The organism is Williamsia herbipolensis (genome assembly GCF_036153515.1).
GTDB lineage: Bacteria > Actinomycetota > Actinomycetes > Mycobacteriales > Mycobacteriaceae > Williamsia_A > Williamsia_A herbipolensis.
Genome location: NZ_CP108021.1, coordinates 3,773,529 through 3,795,685 on the forward strand (window position 1 = coordinate 3,773,529; position 22,157 = coordinate 3,795,685).

A 22,157-nucleotide genomic window follows, 5' to 3' on the forward strand; every position below is an offset into this window, starting at 1 on the left:
CGGGCTTTCTGCTCGAACCGACGCCTGGCATGATTAGAACACGTTCTAGTTTCGTGATCGGTGAGATGAGTGAGGGCGGACCCATGGCGATTGCCGACACCAGCGAGCACGCGTCGTTCACCGACGCCGTCCACCGATGGGCCGAGCACGTCGACACCGTCGCGCTGGTCCGCGCCGAGATCGACCACACCGATCCCCGCGGCGGCACCGACACATGGACCGGCGTCTGGTCGCAGGTCGCCGACCTCGGCCTGTTCGCGGTCACGGTGCCCGAACACCTCGACGGCCTCGGGGCGACCTCCGTCGATCTCGCTGTGATGCTCGAGCAGTGTGGGCGCGATCTCGTCCCCGGTCCGCTCGTGGCGACCGCGGTGGCCGCCGAGTTGCTCGCCGGATCCGACCTCGGGGCCACTCTGCTCACCGGCGACCGCGGCGTCGCCCTCGCACCCGCCGGTGTCGCGCCCGGTGCGGACGTCGGGGCCGTGATCCGCGACAGCGCGCAGGGCGTGCTCGTCGACGCCGACACCGTCACGGTGGTCGGCGCGAGCACCGGCGGGCTGGTGCTGCTCGCCGCCGACGGTGGGGAGCGCCGATGGCTCGTCGTCGACCTGGCCGCACCCGGAGTCGACCTGAAGACGGCCACCGCGCTCGACGGCCGCGCCGGGGTGGCGACGATGTCGCTGCGCGGGGTCGCCGCGGTCGCGGTGATCGACGCCCCCGCCGAGGTGGTCGCGGCCCGGCTTGTCGCCGGCCTCGCCGCCCTGGCCTCGGGCATCACGCGGTGGGCGCTCGACACCGCCGTCGACTACGCGAAGGTCCGCACCCAGTTCGGTGCTCCGATCGGGTCGTTCCAGGCCGTCAAACACCTGTGCGCCGAGATGCTGTGCCGCAGTGAGCAGATGACCGCAGCCGCCTGGGATGTCGCGCACGCCGTCGCCGATGGCGCCGCCCCCGATCAACTGGCCCTGTCGACCGCGGTCGCCGCGGCCGCCGCCGCCGACCTCCCGGTGGCGACCACGCAGGACTGCATCCAGGTCCTCGGCGGTATCGGCTTCACCTTCGACCATCCCGCACATCTGCATCTCCGTGCGGCGCTGTCGATCCGGACGATGCTGGGCGGCAGCGAGGCGTGGCGGGCGCACTGTGCCGACGCTGCGCTGTCGGGGACCCGCCGGCGGGTCGACATCGATCTCTCCGCGGTCGAGGATCGGCGAGCCGAGGTCCGTGCGACCTGTGAGCGCATCGCGTCCTCCGCCGACACCCGTCGCGCGCTGGCCGAGACCGGCTACCTCATGCCGAACTGGCCGGCCCCGTACGGTCTCGGTGCCGGGGCGGCCGAACAGATCCTCCTCGACGACGAACTCGACCGCGCCGGGGTCGTCCGGCCCGACATCGTCATCGCCGGATGGGCGATCCCGACGATCCTCGAACACGGCACCGACGCGCAGCGTGAGCGGTTCGTCGCACCGACCCTCGCCGGCGACATCGTGTGGTGCCAGCTGTTCTCCGAACCCGAGGCGGGATCCGACCTCGCGTCGCTGCGCACCCGCGCCACCCGCACCGAGGGTGGGTGGCGCCTGCAGGGGCAGAAGATCTGGACCTCGGAGGCCCACACCGCCGACTGGGCGATCTGCCTCGCCCGCACCGACGCCGACGTCCCGAAGCACAAGGGCATCAGCTATTTCCTCGTCGACATGCGCAGCCCCGGCATCGATGTCCGACCGCTGCGGGAGATCACCGGCAACGCCCTGTTCAACGAGGTCTTCCTCGACGACGTGTTCGTGGGCGACGACTGCCTCGTCGGCGAGGTGAACGGCGGCTGGCGGCTCGCGCGCACCACGCTGGCCAACGAACGTGTGGCGATGGGCGGCTCCGGTCTGGGCAAGGAGATGGAATCGCTCCTCGAGCAGCTCGGTGATTCGCCGCCGCTGTCGCCGGTGGGTCGCGACACCCTCGGCGCACTGTGCGTCGACGCGCAGATCGGTCGGGTGCTCGACGCGCGGTCGGTGCTGGCGAGTATCGCCGGGATGGATCCCGGTGCGATCTCCAGCGTCCGCAAGCTGATCGGCGCGCGCCACCGTCAGGCGGTGCCCGAGTTCGCGGTCACCGCACTCGGCCAGGCCGGACTCTCCACCTCCGACGCCGCCGACCTGTACCTGCGCAACCGGTGTCTGACCATCGCCGGCGGCACGTCGCAGGTCCTCGCCTCGGCCGCGGCCGAACGGATCCTGGGGCTGCCACGCTGACGGCGTGACACCCCGGCGCGTTCAGTGCGTGGGGCGGTCGGTGTCGTCGCGCGTCACCAGTGGCGCGATCGCGTCCAGCGACGTCGGCGTCGCGTAGTAGTAGCCCTGCGCGAAGTCGCAGTCGACGCCGCTCACCTTGGCGGCCTGGCTCGAGGTCTCGACACCCTCGGCCACCACACGCATCCCGGTGGTGTGCGCCATCGCGACGATGCTCGAGAGGATCGCGCGGGCCTCGACGCTCTCGTCGAGGGCGTCGACGAACGGCTTGGCCGTCTTGAGGATGCTGATCGGCAGGCGGTAGAGCTGGTTCAACGATGATGCGCCGGTGCCGAAGTCGTCGATCGCGACCTGGATGCCGAGTTCGCGGATCGCGGCGAGGGTGACCGGCGCGCGCGAATCGCCCTCGGCGAGTGCACTCTCGGTGATCTCCACGCAGAGTCGCCCCGGATCCATGCCCGACTCCTCGATGGCGGCGGTGAGCCGCGACAGCAACCGGCGGTCGGTGAGCTCGCGGCGGGACATGTTGACGCACAGGGTGAGTCCCGAGGTCCACGGGGCGGCGGTGAACTCGGTGGTGGCCGTGCGCACCACGTGGTCGCCGATCAGGTCGATGAGGTCGGTCATCTCGGCGATGGGGATGAACTCGGTGGGGGAGACGCGGCCCAGTGTCGGGTGGTCCCAGCGCAACAGGGCCTCGACCGCCACGACCCGGTGGTCGCCGGTCGCCACGATCGGCTGGTACTCCATGAACAGTCCGCGCGCCCCCGAGTGCAGGGCTTCACGAAGATCCTGTTCGATCGACTGGCGGCGCTGCAGGTCCTCGCGCTGCTCGACCCGGAAGTGGACATACGGTGTGCGGGAGCTGGATTCGAGCTTGGCCTGGTAGAGGGCGATGTCGGCGTCGCGGAGCAGGTCGGTCGGCGACCGTCCATCGCCCAGGCCCGCGACGGCCACGCCGATGCTGATGGTGAGCCGTTCGCTGCGTGTCCCCAACGCGATCGCGGCGCCCATCGCGGCGTGCACCGCCTGGCTCTGTGCCTCGATCCGGTCGGCGAAGTCGTCCGACAGCGGTGTGACGATGACGAACTCGTCGCCCCCGATCCGGCCGATCGCACTGCCGGCCGGGGTGATCGCGTCGAGTCGCCGCGCGATGGTCTGCAGCACCTCGTCGCCGACAGAGTGCCCCAGGGAGTCGTTGACGAGCTTGAAGTTGTCGAGGTCGAGGTAGTAGACCGCGACACGGTCGTCGGGCGCGGCCATGCCGTCGAGTTCCCGTGCGAGTCTGCGGAGTGTGCCGCCCCGGTTCAGCAGTCCCGTGAGGTGGTCGTGGTTGGCCTCCCACGCGAGTTGTGAGGTGCGCTCGTGTCGGTCGGTGATGTCGACGATCGACACCAGCGCCGCCGCCCCGTTCGCGTCGTCGTCGATGATGCGGGCGCTGCACGACAACCAGCGTCGACCGTCGCGGGTCGTCAGCTTCGCGGTGCGGTCGGCCACCGGGAGTCCGGTGCGCAGGCACCCGGCGATCGGCGACTCGACATCGTCGGGGAAATCGAGTGCGAGCGAGTCGATGTCGACACCGGGCACCGCGGTGGGATGCAGTTCGAGCATGGCCACCGCCGCCGGGTTGGCCAGCTCGATGCGGCCTCCCTCGCGCACCACGATGACCGCCTGGTGCAGCGACATGAGGATCGCCCCGAGCCGCTCGATGAGCGGGCGGCGGGTCGCGGCGCAGACGAGCAGGTAGCCGTCGCCCATCGCCGTCGCCGACACCCGCGTGAGCAGCGACCGCCCGTTGTCGTACCGGTGGTGCAGTTCGTCGACCACGCCGCCCATCGCGACGATCGCGCTCGGGTCGGTGCCGGCGCCGACGACCGTCCGCAGCGAGCGGCCGATCGCGTCGAGCGCACTGAGGCCGTACATCCGTGACGCGCCGCGGTTCCACGACCGCACATGCAGATCGCGGTCGACCGACACCACCGCGTCGCTGACGTGGTCGATCAGGGCGGCCTGGTGGCGCAGCGCCGTCTCGGCGGCCCGGATGGCGGCGACGTCGCGCAGGATCACCTGGTAGGCGGGTGCGTCTTCCCAGATGGTCCGGACCGAGGTGACCTCCATCGGCCGCGTCTCCCCGGTGGCGTTGCGCATCAACACCTCTTCGGGCATGGTCGCCGCGCCCGGCTCGTCGCCCATGTCGGTGAAGCGCTCGAGCATGCGCGGCAACGAGTCGGGATGGACGAAATCGGTGATCGGCAGACCGAGCAGGTCCTCGCGGGTCTCGACGCGACCGAAGCGCACCGCGGCGGAGTTCACGTAGACCACGAGGCCGTTCTGGTGGACCACGATGGGGTCCGGACTGAGCTCGAGCAGCAACCGGTAGCGCTCGGCGACCGGTGAGACGGCCGACGGTGTCATCGGGGCCGCGGCGGGTGCCACGACGTCGCCGAGAACAGCCCCCGGGACGTCGTCGACGACACCGCTGGCCACCTCCCCGTCCGACGTTCCCCCGACTGGCACGACCACTCCCGATTCCTCGTCTGCGGCCGACTCGTCGCGAACCGACGGACCCCATTCTCCCGCACATCGTTAGCGCATGTGCCAGGTGAGGCGGAAGTGCATCCGCGAGGTCTGTGAAATCTCACGGACTCGCCATTCGGCACGAAAGTACGGGATCGTGGGAAGTGCCGTCTGACCTGGGCGGATTCACGATATGCGACTGCTTATCGTGCCAAACGACAAGGAGTTCACCATGACAAAGAACTTGCACTCTCGCGTGTCCGGTGTCGGCGCGGTCACCGGCTATGGATGGGGTCGTGAACGCCTGTGGGAGGGGCTGGCGTCGGGCAAACCGGCGGCGGGTCTGCACGCGGGCTTCGGTTCGACCCCCGACGAGGCGGGCTGGATCGTGACGGTGCCCGACGGCGGCGAGCCCACCGACGGTGCGACACGTTTCGCGCGGGCGATGCGGTGGGCGGCCCGTGAGGCGATCGAGGACGCGCTGGCGCACGGGTGGACGCCCGGACGTCGCGTCGGACTGGTCCACGCGACCGTCATGAACGACACCGCCATGCACCCGATGTTCTCGTGCACGCCAGGTGCGTTCAGCCCGCGCCAGTACGTGGCCGTCACCCCCTCGACGCCCATCACCCTGCTGATGCGCGAGTACGGGTTCCACGGACCGGCGATCAGCGTGTCGGCGATGTGCACCTCGGGGTCGGCGGCGGTCATCACCGCCAAGACGTGGCTCGACGCCGGCATGGTCGACGACGTCGTCGTGGTCGCGACCGACCTCTCGGCCACGCCGGAGATCGTCAACATGTTCATGCGCCTCGGGGTCGCCATCACCGATGACGAGCCGCTCTCGGCGTGCCGCCCGTTCCAGGAGGGCAGCCGCGGGTTCACCTTCGGCGAGGCCGCCGTCGGGTACGTGATGACCAACCGGCGCGACGTCGACGGATACGCCGACGTCCTGGGCGGCGCGATGGCGCACGACGGTTTCCACCCGACGTCGATCGACCCCGAGCTCACACACGTGCTCGGGTGCGTCGACGAGGCCCTGGAGAACTCCGGCGTGTCCGGTGGCGACATCGCGTTCCTCAACGCCCACGGACCCGGCACCGCGCAGTGCGATGCCGCCGAGGGCGTGATCGCGACGACGCGCGTACCCGACGCGGGGGTGTTCTCGGTCAAGCCGTTGGCCGGTCACTGCCAGGCCGCGGCGGGCGCGGTCGAGCTGGCCGCCTCGCTGCTCGGGTTCACCCACGGCGAGGTGCCCGCGACACCGCAGGTGTCCCGCGCGGCGATCGGGAACCTGCTCGACGGCCTCACCTCCGCCGAGCCGGGTCTCACCCTCAAGACGTCGCTGGGGATGGGTGGTTACACCTCGGCGCTGGTGGTGTCGCCCGTGTGACCACTCACCCGAACACTCCGGGGGTGTTCGGCTGATCGGGGGCGGTCGACGCGTGCGGCCGCCCCGGACGGTCGGTTGGTCGACGCCCCTGGGGTCTGGGGTCCATCTCTGCTACAACTAGAACAGGTTCTAGTTGGAGATGAGGTGTTCGCCCCGTGGACTTCACCGTCGATTCCACCGCGACCGCGGTGGGCGATGTGGTGTCGGACCTGCTGCGCCGTCACACGCCGGTCTGGGACGCCGAATTCGTCGACCCCGGCGGATTCGACACCGACCTCTACGCGTCGGTGCACCGCGCCGGCCTTCTCGCCCTCGCGCTGCCCACCGACCACGGTGGCGACGACGTCGGTCTGATCGGCCTGCACCCGTTGCTCCGCGCGCTGGGCACCGCGGCCGCGGTGACACCGACCCTCGGGACCGTGGTCGCCGGCGCGGTCGCGACGGGCCCGGGGGCCGCGTCGGTCGTGGCGGGCATCGTCGAGGGCGGCGGTCACGTCGCGGTCGCGGTGTCCGAGCCGGGTTCGCCGCTCACCACCACCCCGCAGACGTCGCTGTCGAACGGTCGTCTGCGCGGCACCAAGACCGCCGTCTTGCACGCCCAGGGCAGCGCGGCCCTGCTCGTCACCACCGACTCCGGTGCGGTCCTCGTCGACACCGACGCACCCGGGGTCACCCTGACCGCGACGCCCTCGTCGACGGGATGGGGCGAGTACACCGTGCGCTTCGACGACGTCGCCGTCCCCGACGGCCGCGTGGTGGCCCGCGACGCGCGCCTGGTCCGCGACGCCCACCGCTTCGCGCTGTCGGCCTACGCCGACGGCGTGCTCGCCGGCGCGCTGCGCATCACCGCCGACCACGTCACGAACCGCGTGCAGTTCGGCAAGCCGATCGCGACGTTCCAGGCGGTCACCCAACAGCTCGCCGACATCTACGTCATCGGCCGCTCGATGAACCTCGCCGTCACCTCCGCGGTCTGGCGGATGTCGGAGGGCCTCGACGCCGACCGCGACCTGTCGATCGCCGCCTACTGGCTCGCCGCGGAGATGCCGTCGACGCTGCGGACCATGACCCACCTGCACGGGGGTGTCGGTGTCGACATCACCTACCCGCTGCATCGCTACGCCTCCATCGTCAAGGACCTCGCACGGCTCGTCGGCGGCCCCACCGCACGGCTCGACGAGCTCGCGGAGTCGTCAATGCTCGCAGCCGAGCTCGCGGAGTCGGTGGAAGAGGGGATCTGACGTGTTCATCGACCTGACACCCGAACAGAAGGCGCTCAAAGCCGAGCTGCGCGAGTACTTCTCGTCGCTCATCTCGCCCGAGGACGCGGCGACCATGCGCACCGAACGCCACGGGCCCACCTACCGGAAGGTGATCCGGCAGATGGGCTCCGACGGCTGGCTCGGTGTGGGCTGGCCGACGGAATACGGCGGCAAGGGTTTCGGCGAGATCGAGCAGCAGATCTTCGTCAACGAGGCCGCTCGCGCCGACGTCCCGCTGCCCGCGGTGACGTTGCAGACCGTGGGTCCCACCCTGCAGGTCCACGGCACCGAGGAGCAGAAGGCGCGATTTCTGCCCGCGATCCTCGCCGGGGAGGTGCATTTCGCCGTCGGCTACAGCGAGCCGGGCGCGGGCACCGATCTGGCGTCGCTGACGACCGCCGCGGTCCGCGATGGCGACGAGTACGTGGTGAACGGCCAGAAGCTCTGGACCACAGGCGGTCACGACGCCGACTACGTGTGGCTCGCGGTGCGAACCGACAAGAACGTGGCCAAGCACAAGGGCATCTCGATCCTCATCGTCGACACCCGCGACCCGGGCTACAGCTTCACCCCGATCATCACCGCCGACCGCGCCCACCACGTCAACGCCACCTACTACTCCGACGTCCGCGTCCCGGCGAGCATGCTCGTCGGTGAGGAGAACGGCGGTTGGAAGTTGTTGACCACACAGCTCAACCACGAACGGGTCATGCTCGGCCCGGCCGGTCGGATGGACGGCCTGCTGGCGCGGATCACCGCGTGGTCGCACCGGCCGGCCGCCGACGGCGCCGTCCCGGCGAAGAACCCGGACGTGCGGCGCGCACTGGCCGAGATCGCCGCCTACACCCGCATCAACGAGCTGCTCAACTGGCAGATCGCGTCGTCGGGTGACGAGTCCATCTCGATGGCCGACGCCGCCGCGACGAAGGTCTTCGCCACCGAACGGGTGCAGCGGATCGGGCGGTTGATCGACGAGATCGTCGGTCGCTACGGCGATCTCACCGATCCGGCCACCGCGGAACTGCTCGAGTGGTTCGACGCGCAGGCCAAGCGCAACGTAGTGATCACCTTCGGCGGTGGGGTGAACGAGGTGATGCGCGACATGATCGCGACCGCGGGCCTCGGTCTGCCGCGAGCAGCGCGGTAGCCGCCCGTGACCCTCGAAGACACCATCCGCGACGCCACCGACACCGTGCGCGCCGCGGGGTCGAGCGCGCCCGTTCCCGGCCGCGATCCGATCAACACACCGATGATCGCGAACTGGGTCGAGGCCATCGGCGACGCCAACCCGATCCACACCGACGACGCCGCGGCCCGCGCCGCCGGGTGGGACGGCCTCGTCGCCCCGCCCGCGATGGCGCAGGTGTGGACGATGCGGGGACTGCACGGAGCGCGTCCGGCCGACGACCCGCTCTCGGCGGTGTCGCAGATCTTCGACGACGCCGGTTACACCTCGGTGGTCGCGACCAACTGCGACTCGACCTATCACCGCTACACGCGTCCCGGTGAGGAGGTGGCGATCTCCTCGGCGTTGACCGACGTGGTCGGACCGAAGCAGACCGGGCTGGGTGAGGGCTGGTTCTTCACCACCCACAGCGTGTGGACGGTCGGTGACGAGGTGGTCGCCGAGATGGACTTCCGGATCCTCAAGTTCCGGCCCGTCGACCGGCAGACGTCGGACTCCTCGTCCCCGGTCACCTCGTCGGTGGGGGCCGACACGGCCGACCTCGACGCGGCGACGATGATGCGGCCCAGCGCCTCCCGCGACACCGCGTTCTTCTGGGACGGGGTGGCACGTCACGAACTGCGGATCCAGCGGCTGCCCGACGGCGCCCTGACCCACCCCCCGGTTCCCGCGCTGTGGAAGGACCACACCGAGCCGACCGACTATCAGGTCGCGGCGGGCACCGGCACCGTCTACAGCTTCGTCGTACACCACGCGCCGAGGGTTCCCGGCCGCGCGTTGCCGTTCGTCATCGCGCTCGTCGAACTCGAGGAGGGGGTGCGCATGCTCGGCCAACTGCGCGGCGTCGACCCGTCCGAGGTCGCCATCGGGATGGACGTGACCGTCGAGTTCCTCGACGTCCCCGCGCAGGCCGGTGTGGCCGACGACTCTCCCTGGAGTCTCTACGCCTGGCGACCCCTTGACCCCCAGGAGCGATCATGACCGCCCCGACCGTCCCCGCCCACCCGCCGACGGTGGATGTCGGTGACACGTTGCCGCCGTTGACGATCGAGGCCACCCCGACGTTCATCGTCTCCACGGCGCTGGCGACGCGTGACTTCCAGGACGTCCACCACGACCGGGATCTCGCCCACGCCAAGGGGTCGAAGGACATCTTCGTCAACATCCTCACCGACACCGGCCTCGTCGGCCGCTACGTCGCCGCGTGGGCCGGGCAACGGGCGCAGATCCGGTCGATCACCCTGCGCCTGGGTGTGCCCTGGTACGCCTACGACACGCTCACCTTCTCCGGCACCGTCGCCGCACTCGACGCGGGAACGGCCACGGTCGAGGTCGTCGGGACCAACTCGCTGGGCAAGCACGTGACCTCCCGGGTCACCGTGGCGCTCGATCACACTGCCGGGGAGGGTCGTTCGTGACGAGCACGCTGTCCGGTGCGGCCGCCATCGTCGGCATCGGCGCCACCGACTTCTCCAAGGACTCCGGTCGCAGTGAGCTGAGGTTGGCCGCCGAGGCCGTGCGGGCCGCGGTCGCCGATGCCGGCCTGTCGCCGTCCGACGTCGACGGCCTGGTCTCGTTCACGATGGACACCAACACCGAGATCGCCGTGGCCCGCGCCGCCGGCATCGGAGAGCTGACCTACTTCTCGCGCATCCACTACGGCGGTGGCGCAGCATGTTCCACCGTCCAGCAGGCTGCGATGGCGGTGGCCACCGGTGTCGCCGACGTCGTCGTCGCCTACCGCGCCTTCAACGAGCGCTCGGGTATGCGCTTCGGTCAGGTCAACGCCGGTCTCGCCGCGCAGGACAACTCCTCGGGCACCGACAACGCCTTCAGTTACCCGCACGGCCTGTCGACACCCGCGGCGTTCGTGGCGATGGTCGCCCAGCGATACATGCACGAATACGGCGCGACCAGTGCTGATTTCGGTGCCGTGGCGGTGGTCGACCGCAAGCACGCCGCGGTGAACCCGAACGCCTTCTTCCACGGCAAACCGATCACCATCGACGACCACCAGAACTCCCGCTACATCGCCGAGCCGCTGCACCTGCTCGACTGCTGTCAGGAGTCCGACGGCGGTGTAGCGCTGGTGATCGTCTCCGCCGAGCGGGCGAAGGACATGCCGCACACCCCGGCCGTCATCGCCGGTGCCGCCTCGGGCAGCGGTACCGACCAATACATCATGACGAGCTACTACCGTGACGATCTGGCCGGCCTGCCCGAGATGGGACTCGTCGGACGACAGCTGTGGGAGCAGTCGGGTCTGGGCCCCGGTGACATGGACGCGGCCATCCTCTACGACCACTTCACCCCGTACACGTTGATGCAGCTCGAGGAGCTCGGGTTCTGCGGGCGTGGCGAGGCCAAGGATTTCGTGCGTGTCCCCGGGGTGCTGGAGCTGGGTGGCGCGCTGCCGCTCAACACCCACGGCGGTCAGCTCGGCGAGGCCTACATCCACGGCATGAACGGCATCGCCGAGGGCGTCCGGCAGCTGCGGGGCGACTCGGTCAATCAGGTCGACGGCGCGGCACGCGTCGTCGTGACGGCGGGGACCGGTGTTCCCACGAGCGGATTGGTGCTGACCCGATGACAGATCCCACCTCGACCGACTTCAACCTGGGCGACATCTTCGAGACGATCGCCGACGCGGTGCCCGACCGCATCGCGATCGGCTACGAGGGCGTCGACGTGAGCTACCGCGAACTCGACGAACGGTCGAACGCGATGGGTCACCTGTTGCGCGACCACGGGATCGGTGCCGGAGATCACGTGGCGCTGTACCTGAAGAACAGCCTCGAGCACGTGTACGCGATCGTGGCCCTGCTGAAGATCGGCGCCACGGCGATCAACATCAACTACCGCTACACCGCGACCGAGCTCACCTACATCCTCGACAACTCCGACGCCGTCGCGGTCCTCGTCGAGCTGCCCGAACACCAACGCACCCTGGCCGGGGTGTTACCGCAGACGTCGGTGCACACGGTGCTCGTGATCGGCGAAGTCGCGCCTGAACTGTCTGCGGCACAAAGTGATCGGGTGACGGTCGGATCCATCGACCTGAGCGCGCACAGCACGGCGCGCGATTTCCCGACCCGCTCGGGGGACCAGCACTACATCCTCTACACCGGCGGCACCACCGGCTACCCGAAAGGCGTGGTGTGGCGCCACGACGACTTCTTCCACAAGCCGCTCTCGGGTGGGAACCCCTATGGCCCGGAGCCGCTGGCCGATCACGCCGCGATCGCCCACAACGCGAGCACCTTCGCGCCGATCTCGTTCCTGCTGGCCGCGCCTCTGATGCACGGTGCCGCCATCTATTCGCTGTTCATGTTCTTCATCAACGGCGGGCGCCTCGTCCTGCAACGTGATTTCGTGCCCTCGGCCGTCCTCGACTCGATCGAGCACTACGGTGTGCAGATCGTGCTGATCGTCGGAGACGGCATGGGTGCGCCGCTGGTGGAGGAGATGGAACATCGTGCTGCGCAGGGCACGTTGGACGTGAGCGGCCTGCTGTCGGTGACCAACGGCGGGGCCATCTGGTCGAGTGCGGTGCGCGAGCGGATGCGGGCGGTCAAACCCGACCTGTGGTTCCGTGACAACTTCGGTGCCTCGGAGACCGGCAACGACGGCGAGCTGATCATGGGGGAGGACGGGCTGCTGCGGTCGACCTCGAACCCGGCGTTGACCGTGCTCGACGAGACGCTCGCACCGATCGAGCCCGGATCCGATGAGATCGGGTACATCGCCCGCGTCGGCCGCGTTCCGGTCGGCTATCACAAGGACCCCGAGAAGTCGGCCCGCACGTTCGTCACGTTGCCCGACGGGCGTCGTGCGGCGATCCTCGGCGACATGGGTCGTCTCGACGCCGACGGCGGCGTCGTGTTCCTCGGGCGTGGCTCGGGATGCATCAACACCGGCGGCGAGAAGGTGTTCGCCGAGGAGGTCGAGGCCGCGGTGCAGGCGCACCCGGCGGTGCACGACGTCCTCGTCGTCGGAATTCCCGACGAGCGCTTCGGACAGCGGGTCGCCGCGGTGGTGTCGGTGGTGGAGGGGTCGCCGACCCCGACACTCGCCGACGTCCAGACCGTCTGCCGCGAGCACATCGCGGGCTACAAGATCCCGCGGGCGCTCACCGTCGTCGATGCCGTCAAGCGATCGCCCGCAGGCAAGGCCGACTACAAGTGGGCGTCGTCCGCTGCTCTGGGGTCGACGGCCGGGAAATCGGTTGCGGCACCGAAAGCCGCCTCGGTCTAGGGGACCGGATCGGTCTCACGATCGGCGGGCGCCGAGACGACCGTCGTTCCGGTGGCCTTCTCGTCCAGTCGGTTCGGCGCCCAGAAACCCAGCGCGATCGAGCCGACGATCACCAACGAGCCCAGCACGATGTAGGCCTGGTTCGACGGGTCGAGGAACGCCCGTTGCGCGCCGTCGAAGATGTCGGCTCCGAGACGACCGGGGATGTTCTGGCCGATCTGTTCCGACACCGCGCGGGCCTCGGCCAGTGACCGACCGATGGTGTCGCGCACGGTGTCGCTCTGGCCGACCAACATCTGACCACGCGCCGCGTCCCCGCCCGCGGTGACCTGGGCACCGAGCGCACGCAACTGGTCGCGCGCGGCGTCGGCGGTGGACCCGATGCGCGCGGTGTAGCCGGCGGCGACGATGCTGCCCGCCAGTGCCATCCCGATGGCGGCACCGAGCTCGCGCGCGGTGTCGTTGACGGCCGAACCGACGCCCTGGTTCTCCACCGGGGTCGACACCATGATCGCGGTGGTGGCCGGGGCGGTGGCGATACCGAGTCCGAAGGCCATGACCGACAACAGGATCGCGATGGTCGAGTACTCGGTGTAGGTCAGCGCCCCGAGCAGCACGATGCCGATGCCGAAGATGCACATCCCGGGTGCCAGCACCGCGCGGAAGTTGAACCGGACCGCGAGCCAGTTGCCCAGCAGCGACATCACCATCACGACGACCACGAGTGGGAACATCGCCACGGCCGATTTCAGGGGCGAGTAGCCCATCACCAGTTGCAGGCGCTGCAGGATGAGGAAGAACGTGCCGAACGAGCCCAGGAACTGCAACGCGATCGCGAACGCACCCGAGCCGAACGCGCGACGGCGGAACAGCCGGACGTCGAGCAGCGGGTGCGTGCGATGGGTCTCGAGGTACACGAACACCCCTGCGAGGCCGAGTCCGATAATCAGGGCCGCGAGCACCAGTGGATCGTCCCACCCCCGGACCGGCCCCTCGATGAGCCCGAACACGAACGCGGCGATGGCGACGGCGGATGTCATCGACCCCGGCAGATCGAACGGCGGCGGGTTGCTGTCGCGCGACGTCCCGATGGTGAGTGAGAGCGCCACGATGAGCACCGACGCCCCGGCGAAGGTGATGAAGATCGAGTGCCAGCTGAAGAACTCGAGCAGGATGCCGGTCACGAAAAACCCGCCGATGGCCCCGGCGCCGGCCACACCGGCCCAGATGCTCACGGCGATCGGTCGTTTCGACTCGGGTACCCCGGAGGTGATGAGCGACAGTGTCGCCGGCATGACCAGCGCGGCGCCCGCCCCGGCGAGGCAGCGGGTGGCGATGATGAGGTTCGGGTCACCGAGGAACACCGGCAGCGCCGAGGCCACGCCGAAGACGACCATGCCGCCGATGAGCATCCCGCGTCGCCCGAACCGGTCACCGAGCGCGCCCGCCGGCAGCAGCAGGGCCGCGAGCGTCAGGGTGTAGCCGTCGACCAGCCAGGTGATCTGAGCGGAGTCGGCGGAGATGTCCGGCGCGATCTCGGCGAGCGCGGTGTTCAGTGCGGCCATCGCCGCGACCACCGCGGAGAGAGCCGCGCACGCGACGACGATCAGCCAGACGTCGCGCGCGGTCAGCGCGTCGCGGCGCCGGGCGGCGTCGACGGACGCGGCGCGGTCGGTCATGTCCACGATCCCGACGTCGCGGAGAAGGCTGCCCTGTTGCGCAATCGTGACGTCGCGATGCGGCGTCGTTTCGTGGCCACGAGTGTTACTTCTGTCACTCTTTTCACACGAGCACCACACGGCTCGCCCGACCGGGTCATCGCTGCCCCGGGGTGAAAGGAACCGATCCCATGTCCGTCACCATGCACAATCGTCATCACTCACCCGCATCCATCCGCCTGTGGCGCGTCGTCGCGATGATCGCGCCGCTCGCCGCACTCGTCATCGGCATGCTGCTCGTGGTCGGCTCGATGGGCTGACCCCCGCTCGACCCCCTGAGGTCGTCGAGATTTTTGAGACTAACAGTCTTGTGTAGTCTCGTCTTCGATTCGCCCGCAGTGGAGGTGATGTACCGGTGCGCCGTCGCGACCCCCGCCCGGCACAGTCGCGCGCCAAACTGATCGATGCCGCCGCCGACCTCCTCCGCGAGGCGGGACCGTCGGCGGTCACCGTCGACGCCGTCGTGGCCGCCGCCGACGTCTCGCGAGCCACCTTCTATCGCCACTTCGCCGGAACAGCCGAACTCGTCGCCGCCGCGTTCCACGTCGTCATCCCGCCCGCACCGGCACCGCCGGAATCCGGCTCGGTCCGTGAGCAACTCCTCGCCCTCACCCTGAGTCAGGCTCGGCTCATCGCCGCGGTGCCGGCGACCACCACCTTCCTCGCGTGGCTCTCCCTCGGTGCCGACCTCGGCGCCGGTTTCCGCGCCGGCGGTCCAGACGAGCTCGTCGAACAGCGCACGCTTCGCGAACGTGTCGCCGAGCAGTACCTCCGACCGTTCGACGAGGTGCTCGGCAGTCCCGAGGCTGTGGCCCAGCTCGGCCACGTCGATCGCATCACCGCAATGGCGTTGCTGGTGGGGCCGCTCGCGATGGGCCGCCTGAGCACCCTGACTACCTTCGACTACGAGGCCGTCGCCCGCGCCGCGGTCGACGGATTCTGGGCTGCGCGGGTCCCGCGCGACGCGCAAACCTGAGAATGCGGGTGATGGATGCCTCGTCAGCCCCGAACTGTGCTTAGGTCAATTCACGATCCCTAGCTCCTGGGAACGCGTACTTCGTCGGGGCCGCGTGCCGGTCATCAGTTGTGAACCAAAGGACCATTCATGTTCGATCGTCACTTCCTCGCGTCCGCGATCGCCCGGAGTTCGGAGAACTCCGTCGACCGCCGTCGTTTCATGCGCGCAGCCGGCCTGACCGGACTCGGCGCCGGCGCCGCGATGGTCGCGGGTACCGGTATCGCCGCGGCCGACAACAGCCCGTCGATCCCGCCGGGCGTGGGCAACCTGATCCCCGCGCCCGCGGCCCCCATCACCGACGGCGCGATCCTCAACTTCGCCCTCAACCTGGAGTACCTGGAGGCGGAGTTCTACCAGCGCGCCGTCAACGGTGTCGGCCTCCCGAACAACCTGCTCGGCGGCAAGGGCCGCCTGGGCGGAGTGAAGGGCGGCCGCAAGGTGACCTTCACCTCGCCGGCCGTGCGCGCCTACGCCCAGGAGATCGCCGCCGACGAACTCGCGCACGTCGCGTTCCTGCGTAAGGCGCTCGGTGGTGCCGCCGTGGCCCGCCCGGCCATCGATCTCGACGCGAGCTTCACCGCCGCGGCCAAGGCCGCCGGTCTGATCAGCGGCAACCAGACGTTCGACGTCTTCGCCAACGAGGACAATTTCCTCCTCGGCGCCTTCATCTTCGAGGACGTGGGCGTCACCGCGTACAAGGGGGCGGCACCGCTGGTGCAGAACAAGACCTATCTCGACGCCGCCGCCGGCATCCTCGCCGTTGAGGCGTACCACGCGGGCATCGTCCGGTCGAGCCTGTACAACAAGGGACTCGTCAAGGAGGCCAACGCGATCTCCGACGCCCGCGACAGCCTCGACGGTTCGTCCGATCTCGACCAGGGCATCACCAAGGGCGGCGCGGCCAACCTGGTGCCGACCGACGGCAACGCGATCGCGTTCGGACGCACGCCTTTCCAGGTCCTCAACATCGTGTACCTCAACCCGAAGCCGGTCACCCGTGGCGGCTTCTACCCCGCGGGTGTGAACGGCGCGCTCAACATCAGCGGCTAGACACCGTTCGTCACCGCCGCCGCTCGAGGACCACGTTTCCCAGTACGGGGGCGTCGTCCCGGTCGGCGGCGGTCGCGGTGGCGAGAATCTGGGTGCCGGTGTCCCACACCGATATCCGGAACGTCTCGCCGGGGAAGAAGACACCGGCGAACTTCGCGCCGAACGAACCGACCGCGTCGGTGTCGCCCCCGAGGACCTCGTCGACCAGCGCCCGGCACACCGTTCCGTAACTGCACAGCCCGTGCAGGATCGGAGCGGGAAAGCCCGCCCCGGCGGCGAACGCGGGATCGGAGTGCAGGGGGTTACGGTCGCCGCAGAGCCGGTACAGCAATGCCTGATCGGGTCGCGTCGGCACCGTCAGCACGGTGTCGGGTGCGCGGTCGGGGTACTCGATGCGGTCCGACGTGCCGCGCTCGCCGCCGAACCCGCCCTCCCCCTTGGCGAAGATGGACGACCGCGCGCTCCAGAGCAGCTCGCCGTCGCTGCCGAAGGTCTGCGACTCGGTGAACACCACCGCGGCCGACCCCTTGTCCTGGACCTCGGCGAGGCGGGAACGGGTCGTCGCCTTGCCGCTCGCCGGGATCGGTCGATGCATCGTGACCTGCTGGCTGCCGTGGACCACCTTGGCGAGGTCGATGTCGATGCCGGGAAACGACACCGTCGGCGCCGCGGTCGCGTGGAAGTTCTCGGCGACGGTCGCGAACGTCGGCAGTACCGCCGGGGCGGTGTCGTCGACGTAGCGCAGTCCGCGGGTGTCCAACGGATCGGCCGCCGCACCCACGCCGAGGTTGTAGAGCGCGACATCCGATGCGCTCCACTCGAACGACGTCTCCCCGAGGTCGGCACCGACGGCGACGGACGGATCGATCGGCATCAGGCGGCCTGCTGTGCGGCGATGTCCATGGCGGCGAGATAGCCGAACACCATGGCCGGGCCGATCGTGGCGCCCGGGCCGGCGTAGGTGTGACCCATCACCGGGCTGCTGGTGTTGCCCGCGGCGTAGAGGCCGTCGATGACCGAACCGTCCTCGCGCAGAGCGCGTCCGGCGACATCGGTGTTGATACCGCCCTTGGTGCCGAGGTCGCCGGGGTACATCTTCACCGCGTAGAACGGGGCCTTCGTCAGCTCACCGAGACTCGGGTTGGGCTTGTTGGTGATGTCGCCGTAGTAGTGGTCGTAGCGGCTGACGCCGCGTCCGAAGTCGTCGTCGGACCCGCTGCGCGCGAACCCGTTGAAGCGTTCGGCGGTCGCGACGAGGGCATCGGCGGGCACCTCCATCTTCTCGGCCAGACTCTCCAGTGACTCGGCCTTCAGGACAGCGCCGGACTTGAACCACTTGCCGGGCAACGGCTGTCGGCCCGACACCGAGGCGAACATGTAGCGGTCGCGGTAGGTCTGGTCGAACACGAGCCATGCCGGGATGTTCTCACCGGGACCCTCGCCCTGTCCGTACTCGCCGCCGAACATCTGGTGCACGGCCTCGACGTAGGGCAGCGACTCGTTCATGAACCGCTTGCCGCGGGTGTTGACCATGAACGAACACGGCAGCGAGCGCTCGGCCAGGGCGAACCACGGGCCACGGGGCAGCATGATCGTCGGACCCCACCAGGAGTCCTCCATGAAGCTCACCGCGGCACCGATCTTGATGCCCGCGTTGATGCCGTCGCCGGTGTTGCTCGGCGCGCCGGTGGTCCACTCGGTGCCGATCGGCTCGCGCTGGTATTTCTTGCGCATCTCCTCGTTGTGCTCGAAACCGCCGCAGGCGAGGATGACGCCCTTGCGCGCGCGGATGGTTTTCGGTGTCCCGTCGGCGTCGACGGTGACCCCGACGACGCGACCGTTCTCGGTGACCAGATCGGTGAGACCGGTGTTGAGCAGCAGTGGCACACCGAGTTTGCGGACGCCGAGCAGCAGTTCGCCCATCAGGGCGGCACCCATACCGATGAGGTGCTTGCGGGTGACGCGACCCCAGATCATGCGCAGACCCACCTGCATGATCTTCAGCGGTCCGCGCCAGTGGCGCAGTCCGGTCGAGAGCCAGCGGTAGTCCGACTGCTTCACCACGACACCGAGCGGGGCCTTCGTGTACTGCGGGTGGAGGTTCGCGAAATCGGCGCCCAGCTTCTTGGCGTTGAACGGTCGCGGCTCGCAGGAGCGTCCGCCGACCCGCCCGCCGGGGGCCTCGGGGTAGTAGTCGGAGTAGTTCTTCACCCACTCGAGATCGAGCGGGGCGTGCTCGGAGAGGAAGTCGAGGACCTTCGGGCCGTTGTCGATGTAGGCGTCGATGCGCTCGGGGGCGACCACGTCGCCGACGATCGACCGGACATAGGTGCGCGCGGCCTCGGGATCGTCCTTCACCCCGTCACGCTCGAGGACGGAGTTGTTCGGGATCCACACGCCGCCGCCCGAACGGGACGTCGACCCACCCCAGTACGCGGACTTCTCGATGATGACGGTCTTCAGGCCCTGCGACGCCGCGGTGATCGCGGCGCTCATCCCTGCCCCACCCGCGCCCACGACGACGACGTCGTATTCCGCTTCGAGGTGGTCTCTGCTGGTCATGGCCGGCCCTTTCGCCTGTCTCGGGGGCGGTGTCCAGGGGACACCGGCCTCCCGCAAATCTAGAACACGTTATAGAATTGGTCTCCGTGCAGGCTATACCAGGTGGACGATGGTTCACCACCGACGTTTGTCGGCGAAACGGCAACACGTTCCTACGAAAGAGGGCGCAGACGTGACGGTTCCCGACGACGTGCGCGATCACATCGCGCACACCCTCGCCGACGCCGAGGCCCGTGCGCAGGCCATCGAGCCGCCGACCGCGTCGCATCCCGACCTCGACGTGGTCGACGCCTACGAGATCCAGCTGCGCAACATCGCCCGGCGGGTGGCCGGTGGCGCCCGCGTGGTTGGCCACAAAGTGGGCCTGGCGTCGGAGGCGATGCAGCAGATGATGGGCGTCGACGAGCCCGATTACGGCCACCTCCTCGACACGATGGGATACCGCCAGGACGTGCCCATCGATGCCCACCGCTTCTGCTTCCCCCGTGTGGAGGTCGAGGTCGGGTTCATCCTCGGTAGGGACCTCCCCGGCGCGGGGTGCACCAACGACGACGTGATCGACGCGGTCGAGTGGGTGGTGCCCGCGATCGAGCTCATCGATTCCCGGATCCGCGACTGGCGGATCACCCTGTGCGACACGATCGCCGACAACGCGTCGTCGTGTGGCTGGATCCTGGGTGACGAGCGAGTCGCGATCGCCGACATCGACACCGGCGACATCGACGCCGAACTCACCCGCAACGGCGAGGTCATCGCGAAGGGCAATTCGGCGGCGGTGCTCGGCCACCCGCTCACCGCGGTGTCGTGGCTGGCGCGCAAGGTCGACGGTTTCGGGGTGCGGCTGCGGGCGGGCGACGTGATCCTGCCCGGCACGGCGACGCGCGCGATCGATGTGCGGCCCGGCGATCGGTTCCGTGCCGAGTTCGTCGGCCTGGGTTCGGTGACCGCAGATTTTTCGAACGAGAACTGAGGAGACGACGTGACAGCCAAGGTCACCGCCGCGATCATCGGATCGGGCAACATCGGGACCGATCTGATGTACAAACTCGAACGCTCCGAGGTGATCTCGCCGCGGTGGATGGTCGGGATCGACTCCGATTCCGAGGGCATGAAACGGGCCGCCGACCACGGGTTGATCACGATGTCCGGTGGCGCCGAGGAGTTGTTGGGTTCGTCGGAGAAGCCCGACCTCATCTTCGAGGCGACCTCGGCGTACGTCCATCGCGAGTACGCGCCGCGATACGAGGCGGCCGGCATCACCGCGATCGACCTCACCCCGGCCGCCGTCGGACCGGCGGTGGTGCCGCCGGCGAATCTGCGTGAGCACCTCGACAAGCCGAACACGAACATGATCACCTGCGGTGGTCAGGCGACGATCCCGATGGTGCACGCGGTGTCGTCGGTGGTGCCGGTGGCCTACGCCGAGATCGTGGCCTCGGTGGCGTCGGTGTCGGCCGGTCCGGGTACCCGGGCGAACATCGACGAGTTCACCAAGACCACCTCGCGGGGAATCGAGACGATCGGTGGCGCGACGCGGGGTAAGGCGATCATCATCCTCAACCCCGCCGATCCGCCGATGATCATGCGCGACACCATCTTCTGTGCGATACCAGAGGATGCGGACACCGACGCGATCGCCGAGTCGATCCACCGCCGCGAGAAAGAGATCCAGTCGTATGTGCCGGGATACCGACTGCTGCAGGACCCGCAGTTCGATCCGCCGAGCGCCATCAACGGCGGTATGGCCCGGGTGTCGATCTTCGTGGAGGTCGAAGGCGCCGGCGACTTCCTGCCGCCCTATGCGGGCAACCTCGACATCATGACCGCCGCCGCCACGAAGGTCGGCGAAGAACTGGCCAAGCAGAAGCTGGGGATCTGACATGACTCGTACACAGATGAGTGGAATCGCGTACTCCGACACCCTCGACATCCGGGTCACCGACTCGTCGCTGCGTGACGGCAGCCATCACATGCGCCACCAGTTCACCGAACAGAACGTCCGCGACATCGTCGGTGCGCTCGACGGTGCCGGCGTGCCGGTCATCGAGGTCACCCACGGCGACGGTCTGGGCGGGTCGTCGTTCAACTACGGGTTCTCGAAAACGCCCGAGCAGCAGCTGATCCGTGCCGCGGTCGAGACCGCGCAGAACGCGAAGATCGCGTTCCTCATGCTGCCGGGCCTCGGTGTGAAGGACGACATCCGCGCCGCGCAGGACAACGGCGCGCAGATCTGTCGTATCGCCACCCACTGCACCGAGGCCGACGTCTCCATCCAGCATTTCGGTCTCGCGCGTGAACTCGGGCTCGAGACGGTCGGGTTCCTCATGATGAGCCACAGCCAACCGCCCGAGGTGCTCGCCGCCCAGGCCCGCATCCAGGTCGACGCCGGCTGCCAGTGCGTCTACGTCGTCGACTCCGCCGGTGCCCTGGTGCTCGAGCAGGTGTCGGATCGGGTGTCGGCGTTGGTCGCCGAGCTCGGCGACGACGCCCAGGTCGGGTTCCACGGTCACGAGAACCTCGACATCGCCGTGGCGAACTCGATCGCCGCCGTGCGGGCCGGTGCCCGACAGATCGACGGGTCGGTGCGGCGTTTCGGTGCCGGTGCCGGCAACACCCCGGTCGAGGCGTTCGTCGGCGTGTGCGACAAGCTCGGCATCCGCACCGGCATCGACTTCATGAAGATCGCCGACGCCGCACAGGATGTCGTTGCGCCGATCATGCCCAGCGAGTGCCTCGTCGACCGCGCCGCGATGATGATGGGCTACGCGGGCTGTTACAGCTCGTTCCTCAAACACGCCGAGGGCCACGCCGCCAAGTACGACGTCTCGGTCGCCGAGATCCTCCTCGAGGCCGGCGCCCGCAAACTCGTCGGCGGCCAGGAGGACCAACTCATCGACATCGCCCTCGAACTCCGCAAGAAACAGGACGCCAACGCCGGAGTGTGAACGCGGGCC

The 22,157-nt window shown here is 69.1% G+C and carries 18 protein-coding genes; 14 read left to right on the plus strand and 4 right to left on the minus strand.

Annotated features, from left to right (window positions below):
• Nucleotides 1–83: 83 nt before the first annotated feature.
• A complete protein-coding gene (locus OG579_RS17530) occupies nucleotides 84–2,246 on the plus strand; it encodes an acyl-CoA dehydrogenase (protein ID WP_328856981.1) in 2,163 nt (720 codons plus the stop codon).
• A 21-nt stretch (nucleotides 2,247–2,267) separates the two neighbouring features.
• On the opposite strand, the gene OG579_RS17535 is transcribed toward OG579_RS17530, so the two are convergent.
• Nucleotides 2,268–4,760, minus strand: a complete 2,493-nt coding sequence (locus OG579_RS17535; RefSeq protein ID WP_328856982.1) for a sensor domain-containing protein — start codon at nucleotides 4,758–4,760, stop codon at nucleotides 2,268–2,270.
• A 232-nt stretch (nucleotides 4,761–4,992) separates the two neighbouring features.
• Between OG579_RS17535 and OG579_RS17540 the strand changes: the two genes are divergently transcribed.
• From OG579_RS17540 to OG579_RS17570, 7 genes are all read left to right on the plus strand, one after another.
• Complete coding sequence (locus OG579_RS17540) at nucleotides 4,993–6,153, plus strand: beta-ketoacyl synthase N-terminal-like domain-containing protein (RefSeq protein WP_328856983.1); 1,161 nt, start codon at nucleotides 4,993–4,995, stop codon at nucleotides 6,151–6,153.
• Nucleotides 6,154–6,308: 155 nt separating this feature from the next.
• Nucleotides 6,309–7,394 (plus strand): acyl-CoA dehydrogenase family protein, encoded by a 1,086-nt coding sequence (locus OG579_RS17545; protein WP_328856984.1) that lies wholly within the window; start codon nucleotides 6,309–6,311, stop codon nucleotides 7,392–7,394.
• Nucleotide 7,395: 1 nt separating this feature from the next.
• The gene (locus OG579_RS17550; RefSeq protein ID WP_328856985.1) at nucleotides 7,396–8,562 is read left to right on the plus strand and encodes an acyl-CoA dehydrogenase family protein; all 1,167 of its coding nucleotides are present in this window, start codon (nucleotides 7,396–7,398) and stop codon (nucleotides 8,560–8,562) included.
• Between the two features lie 6 nt (nucleotides 8,563–8,568).
• Entirely contained in the window at nucleotides 8,569–9,582 is a 1,014-nt protein-coding gene (locus OG579_RS17555) for a bifunctional MaoC family dehydratase N-terminal/OB-fold nucleic acid binding domain-containing protein (RefSeq protein ID WP_328856986.1), read from the plus strand.
• The gene (locus OG579_RS17560) at nucleotides 9,579–10,019 is read left to right on the plus strand and encodes a MaoC family dehydratase (RefSeq protein WP_328856987.1); all 441 of its coding nucleotides are present in this window, start codon (nucleotides 9,579–9,581) and stop codon (nucleotides 10,017–10,019) included. The genes OG579_RS17555 and OG579_RS17560 overlap by 4 nt, the downstream gene beginning before the upstream one ends.
• Nucleotides 10,016–11,191: a lipid-transfer protein gene (locus OG579_RS17565; RefSeq protein WP_328856988.1), complete on the plus strand. Its 1,176-nt coding sequence runs from the start codon at nucleotides 10,016–10,018 to the stop codon at nucleotides 11,189–11,191. The genes OG579_RS17560 and OG579_RS17565 overlap by 4 nt, the downstream gene beginning before the upstream one ends.
• On the plus strand, nucleotides 11,188–12,855 hold the full coding sequence (locus tag OG579_RS17570; protein ID WP_328856989.1) for an AMP-binding protein: 1,668 nt from the start codon (nucleotides 11,188–11,190) through the stop codon (nucleotides 12,853–12,855). Before OG579_RS17565 ends, OG579_RS17570 begins: the two co-directional genes overlap by 4 nt.
• On the opposite strand, the gene OG579_RS17575 is transcribed toward OG579_RS17570, so the two are convergent.
• Nucleotides 12,852–14,534: an MFS transporter gene (locus tag OG579_RS17575; RefSeq protein WP_328856990.1), complete on the minus strand. Its 1,683-nt coding sequence runs from the start codon at nucleotides 14,532–14,534 to the stop codon at nucleotides 12,852–12,854. The two genes, OG579_RS17570 and OG579_RS17575, sit on opposite strands and share 4 nt — an antisense overlap.
• A 170-nt stretch (nucleotides 14,535–14,704) precedes the next feature.
• Between OG579_RS17575 and OG579_RS17580 the strand changes: the two genes are divergently transcribed.
• From OG579_RS17580 to OG579_RS17590, 3 genes are all read left to right on the plus strand, one after another.
• Nucleotides 14,705–14,833: a hypothetical protein gene (locus OG579_RS17580; protein WP_328856991.1), complete on the plus strand. Its 129-nt coding sequence runs from the start codon at nucleotides 14,705–14,707 to the stop codon at nucleotides 14,831–14,833.
• A 95-nt stretch (nucleotides 14,834–14,928) separates the two neighbouring features.
• Nucleotides 14,929–15,549: a TetR/AcrR family transcriptional regulator gene (locus tag OG579_RS17585; RefSeq protein ID WP_328856992.1), complete on the plus strand. Its 621-nt coding sequence runs from the start codon at nucleotides 14,929–14,931 to the stop codon at nucleotides 15,547–15,549.
• Nucleotides 15,550–15,678: 129 nt separating this feature from the next.
• On the plus strand, nucleotides 15,679–16,641 hold the full coding sequence (locus OG579_RS17590; protein WP_328856993.1) for a ferritin-like domain-containing protein: 963 nt from the start codon (nucleotides 15,679–15,681) through the stop codon (nucleotides 16,639–16,641).
• Nucleotides 16,642–16,651: 10 nt separating this feature from the next.
• Here OG579_RS17590 and OG579_RS17595 read toward each other — a convergent pair whose 3' ends face one another.
• Together OG579_RS17595 and kstD are read right to left on the minus strand one after the other, a co-directional pair.
• Nucleotides 16,652–17,515: a MaoC/PaaZ C-terminal domain-containing protein gene (locus OG579_RS17595; RefSeq protein WP_328856994.1), complete on the minus strand. Its 864-nt coding sequence runs from the start codon at nucleotides 17,513–17,515 to the stop codon at nucleotides 16,652–16,654.
• Nucleotides 17,515–19,203 carry a 3-oxosteroid 1-dehydrogenase gene (gene kstD / locus OG579_RS17600; protein ID WP_328856995.1) on the minus strand — a complete coding sequence of 563 codons (1,689 nt, stop codon included), beginning with the start codon at nucleotides 19,201–19,203 and terminating at the stop codon, nucleotides 17,515–17,517. The genes OG579_RS17595 and kstD overlap by 1 nt, the downstream gene beginning before the upstream one ends.
• 172 nt (nucleotides 19,204–19,375) lie before the next feature.
• Here kstD and OG579_RS17605 point away from each other — a divergent pair, with 172 nt between their 5' ends.
• From OG579_RS17605 to dmpG, 3 genes are read left to right on the plus strand one after another with little or no spacing between them, the layout of a single operon-like run.
• Entirely contained in the window at nucleotides 19,376–20,173 is a 798-nt protein-coding gene (locus OG579_RS17605) for a 2-keto-4-pentenoate hydratase (RefSeq protein ID WP_328856996.1), read from the plus strand.
• 9 nt (nucleotides 20,174–20,182) lie between these two features.
• Nucleotides 20,183–21,082, plus strand: a complete 900-nt coding sequence (locus tag OG579_RS17610) for an acetaldehyde dehydrogenase (acetylating) (protein WP_055786311.1) — start codon at nucleotides 20,183–20,185, stop codon at nucleotides 21,080–21,082.
• A 1-nt stretch (nucleotide 21,083) separates the two neighbouring features.
• Entirely contained in the window at nucleotides 21,084–22,148 is a 1,065-nt protein-coding gene (dmpG, locus tag OG579_RS17615) for a 4-hydroxy-2-oxovalerate aldolase (RefSeq protein ID WP_328856997.1), read from the plus strand.
• Nucleotides 22,149–22,157: the final 9 nt, after the last annotated feature.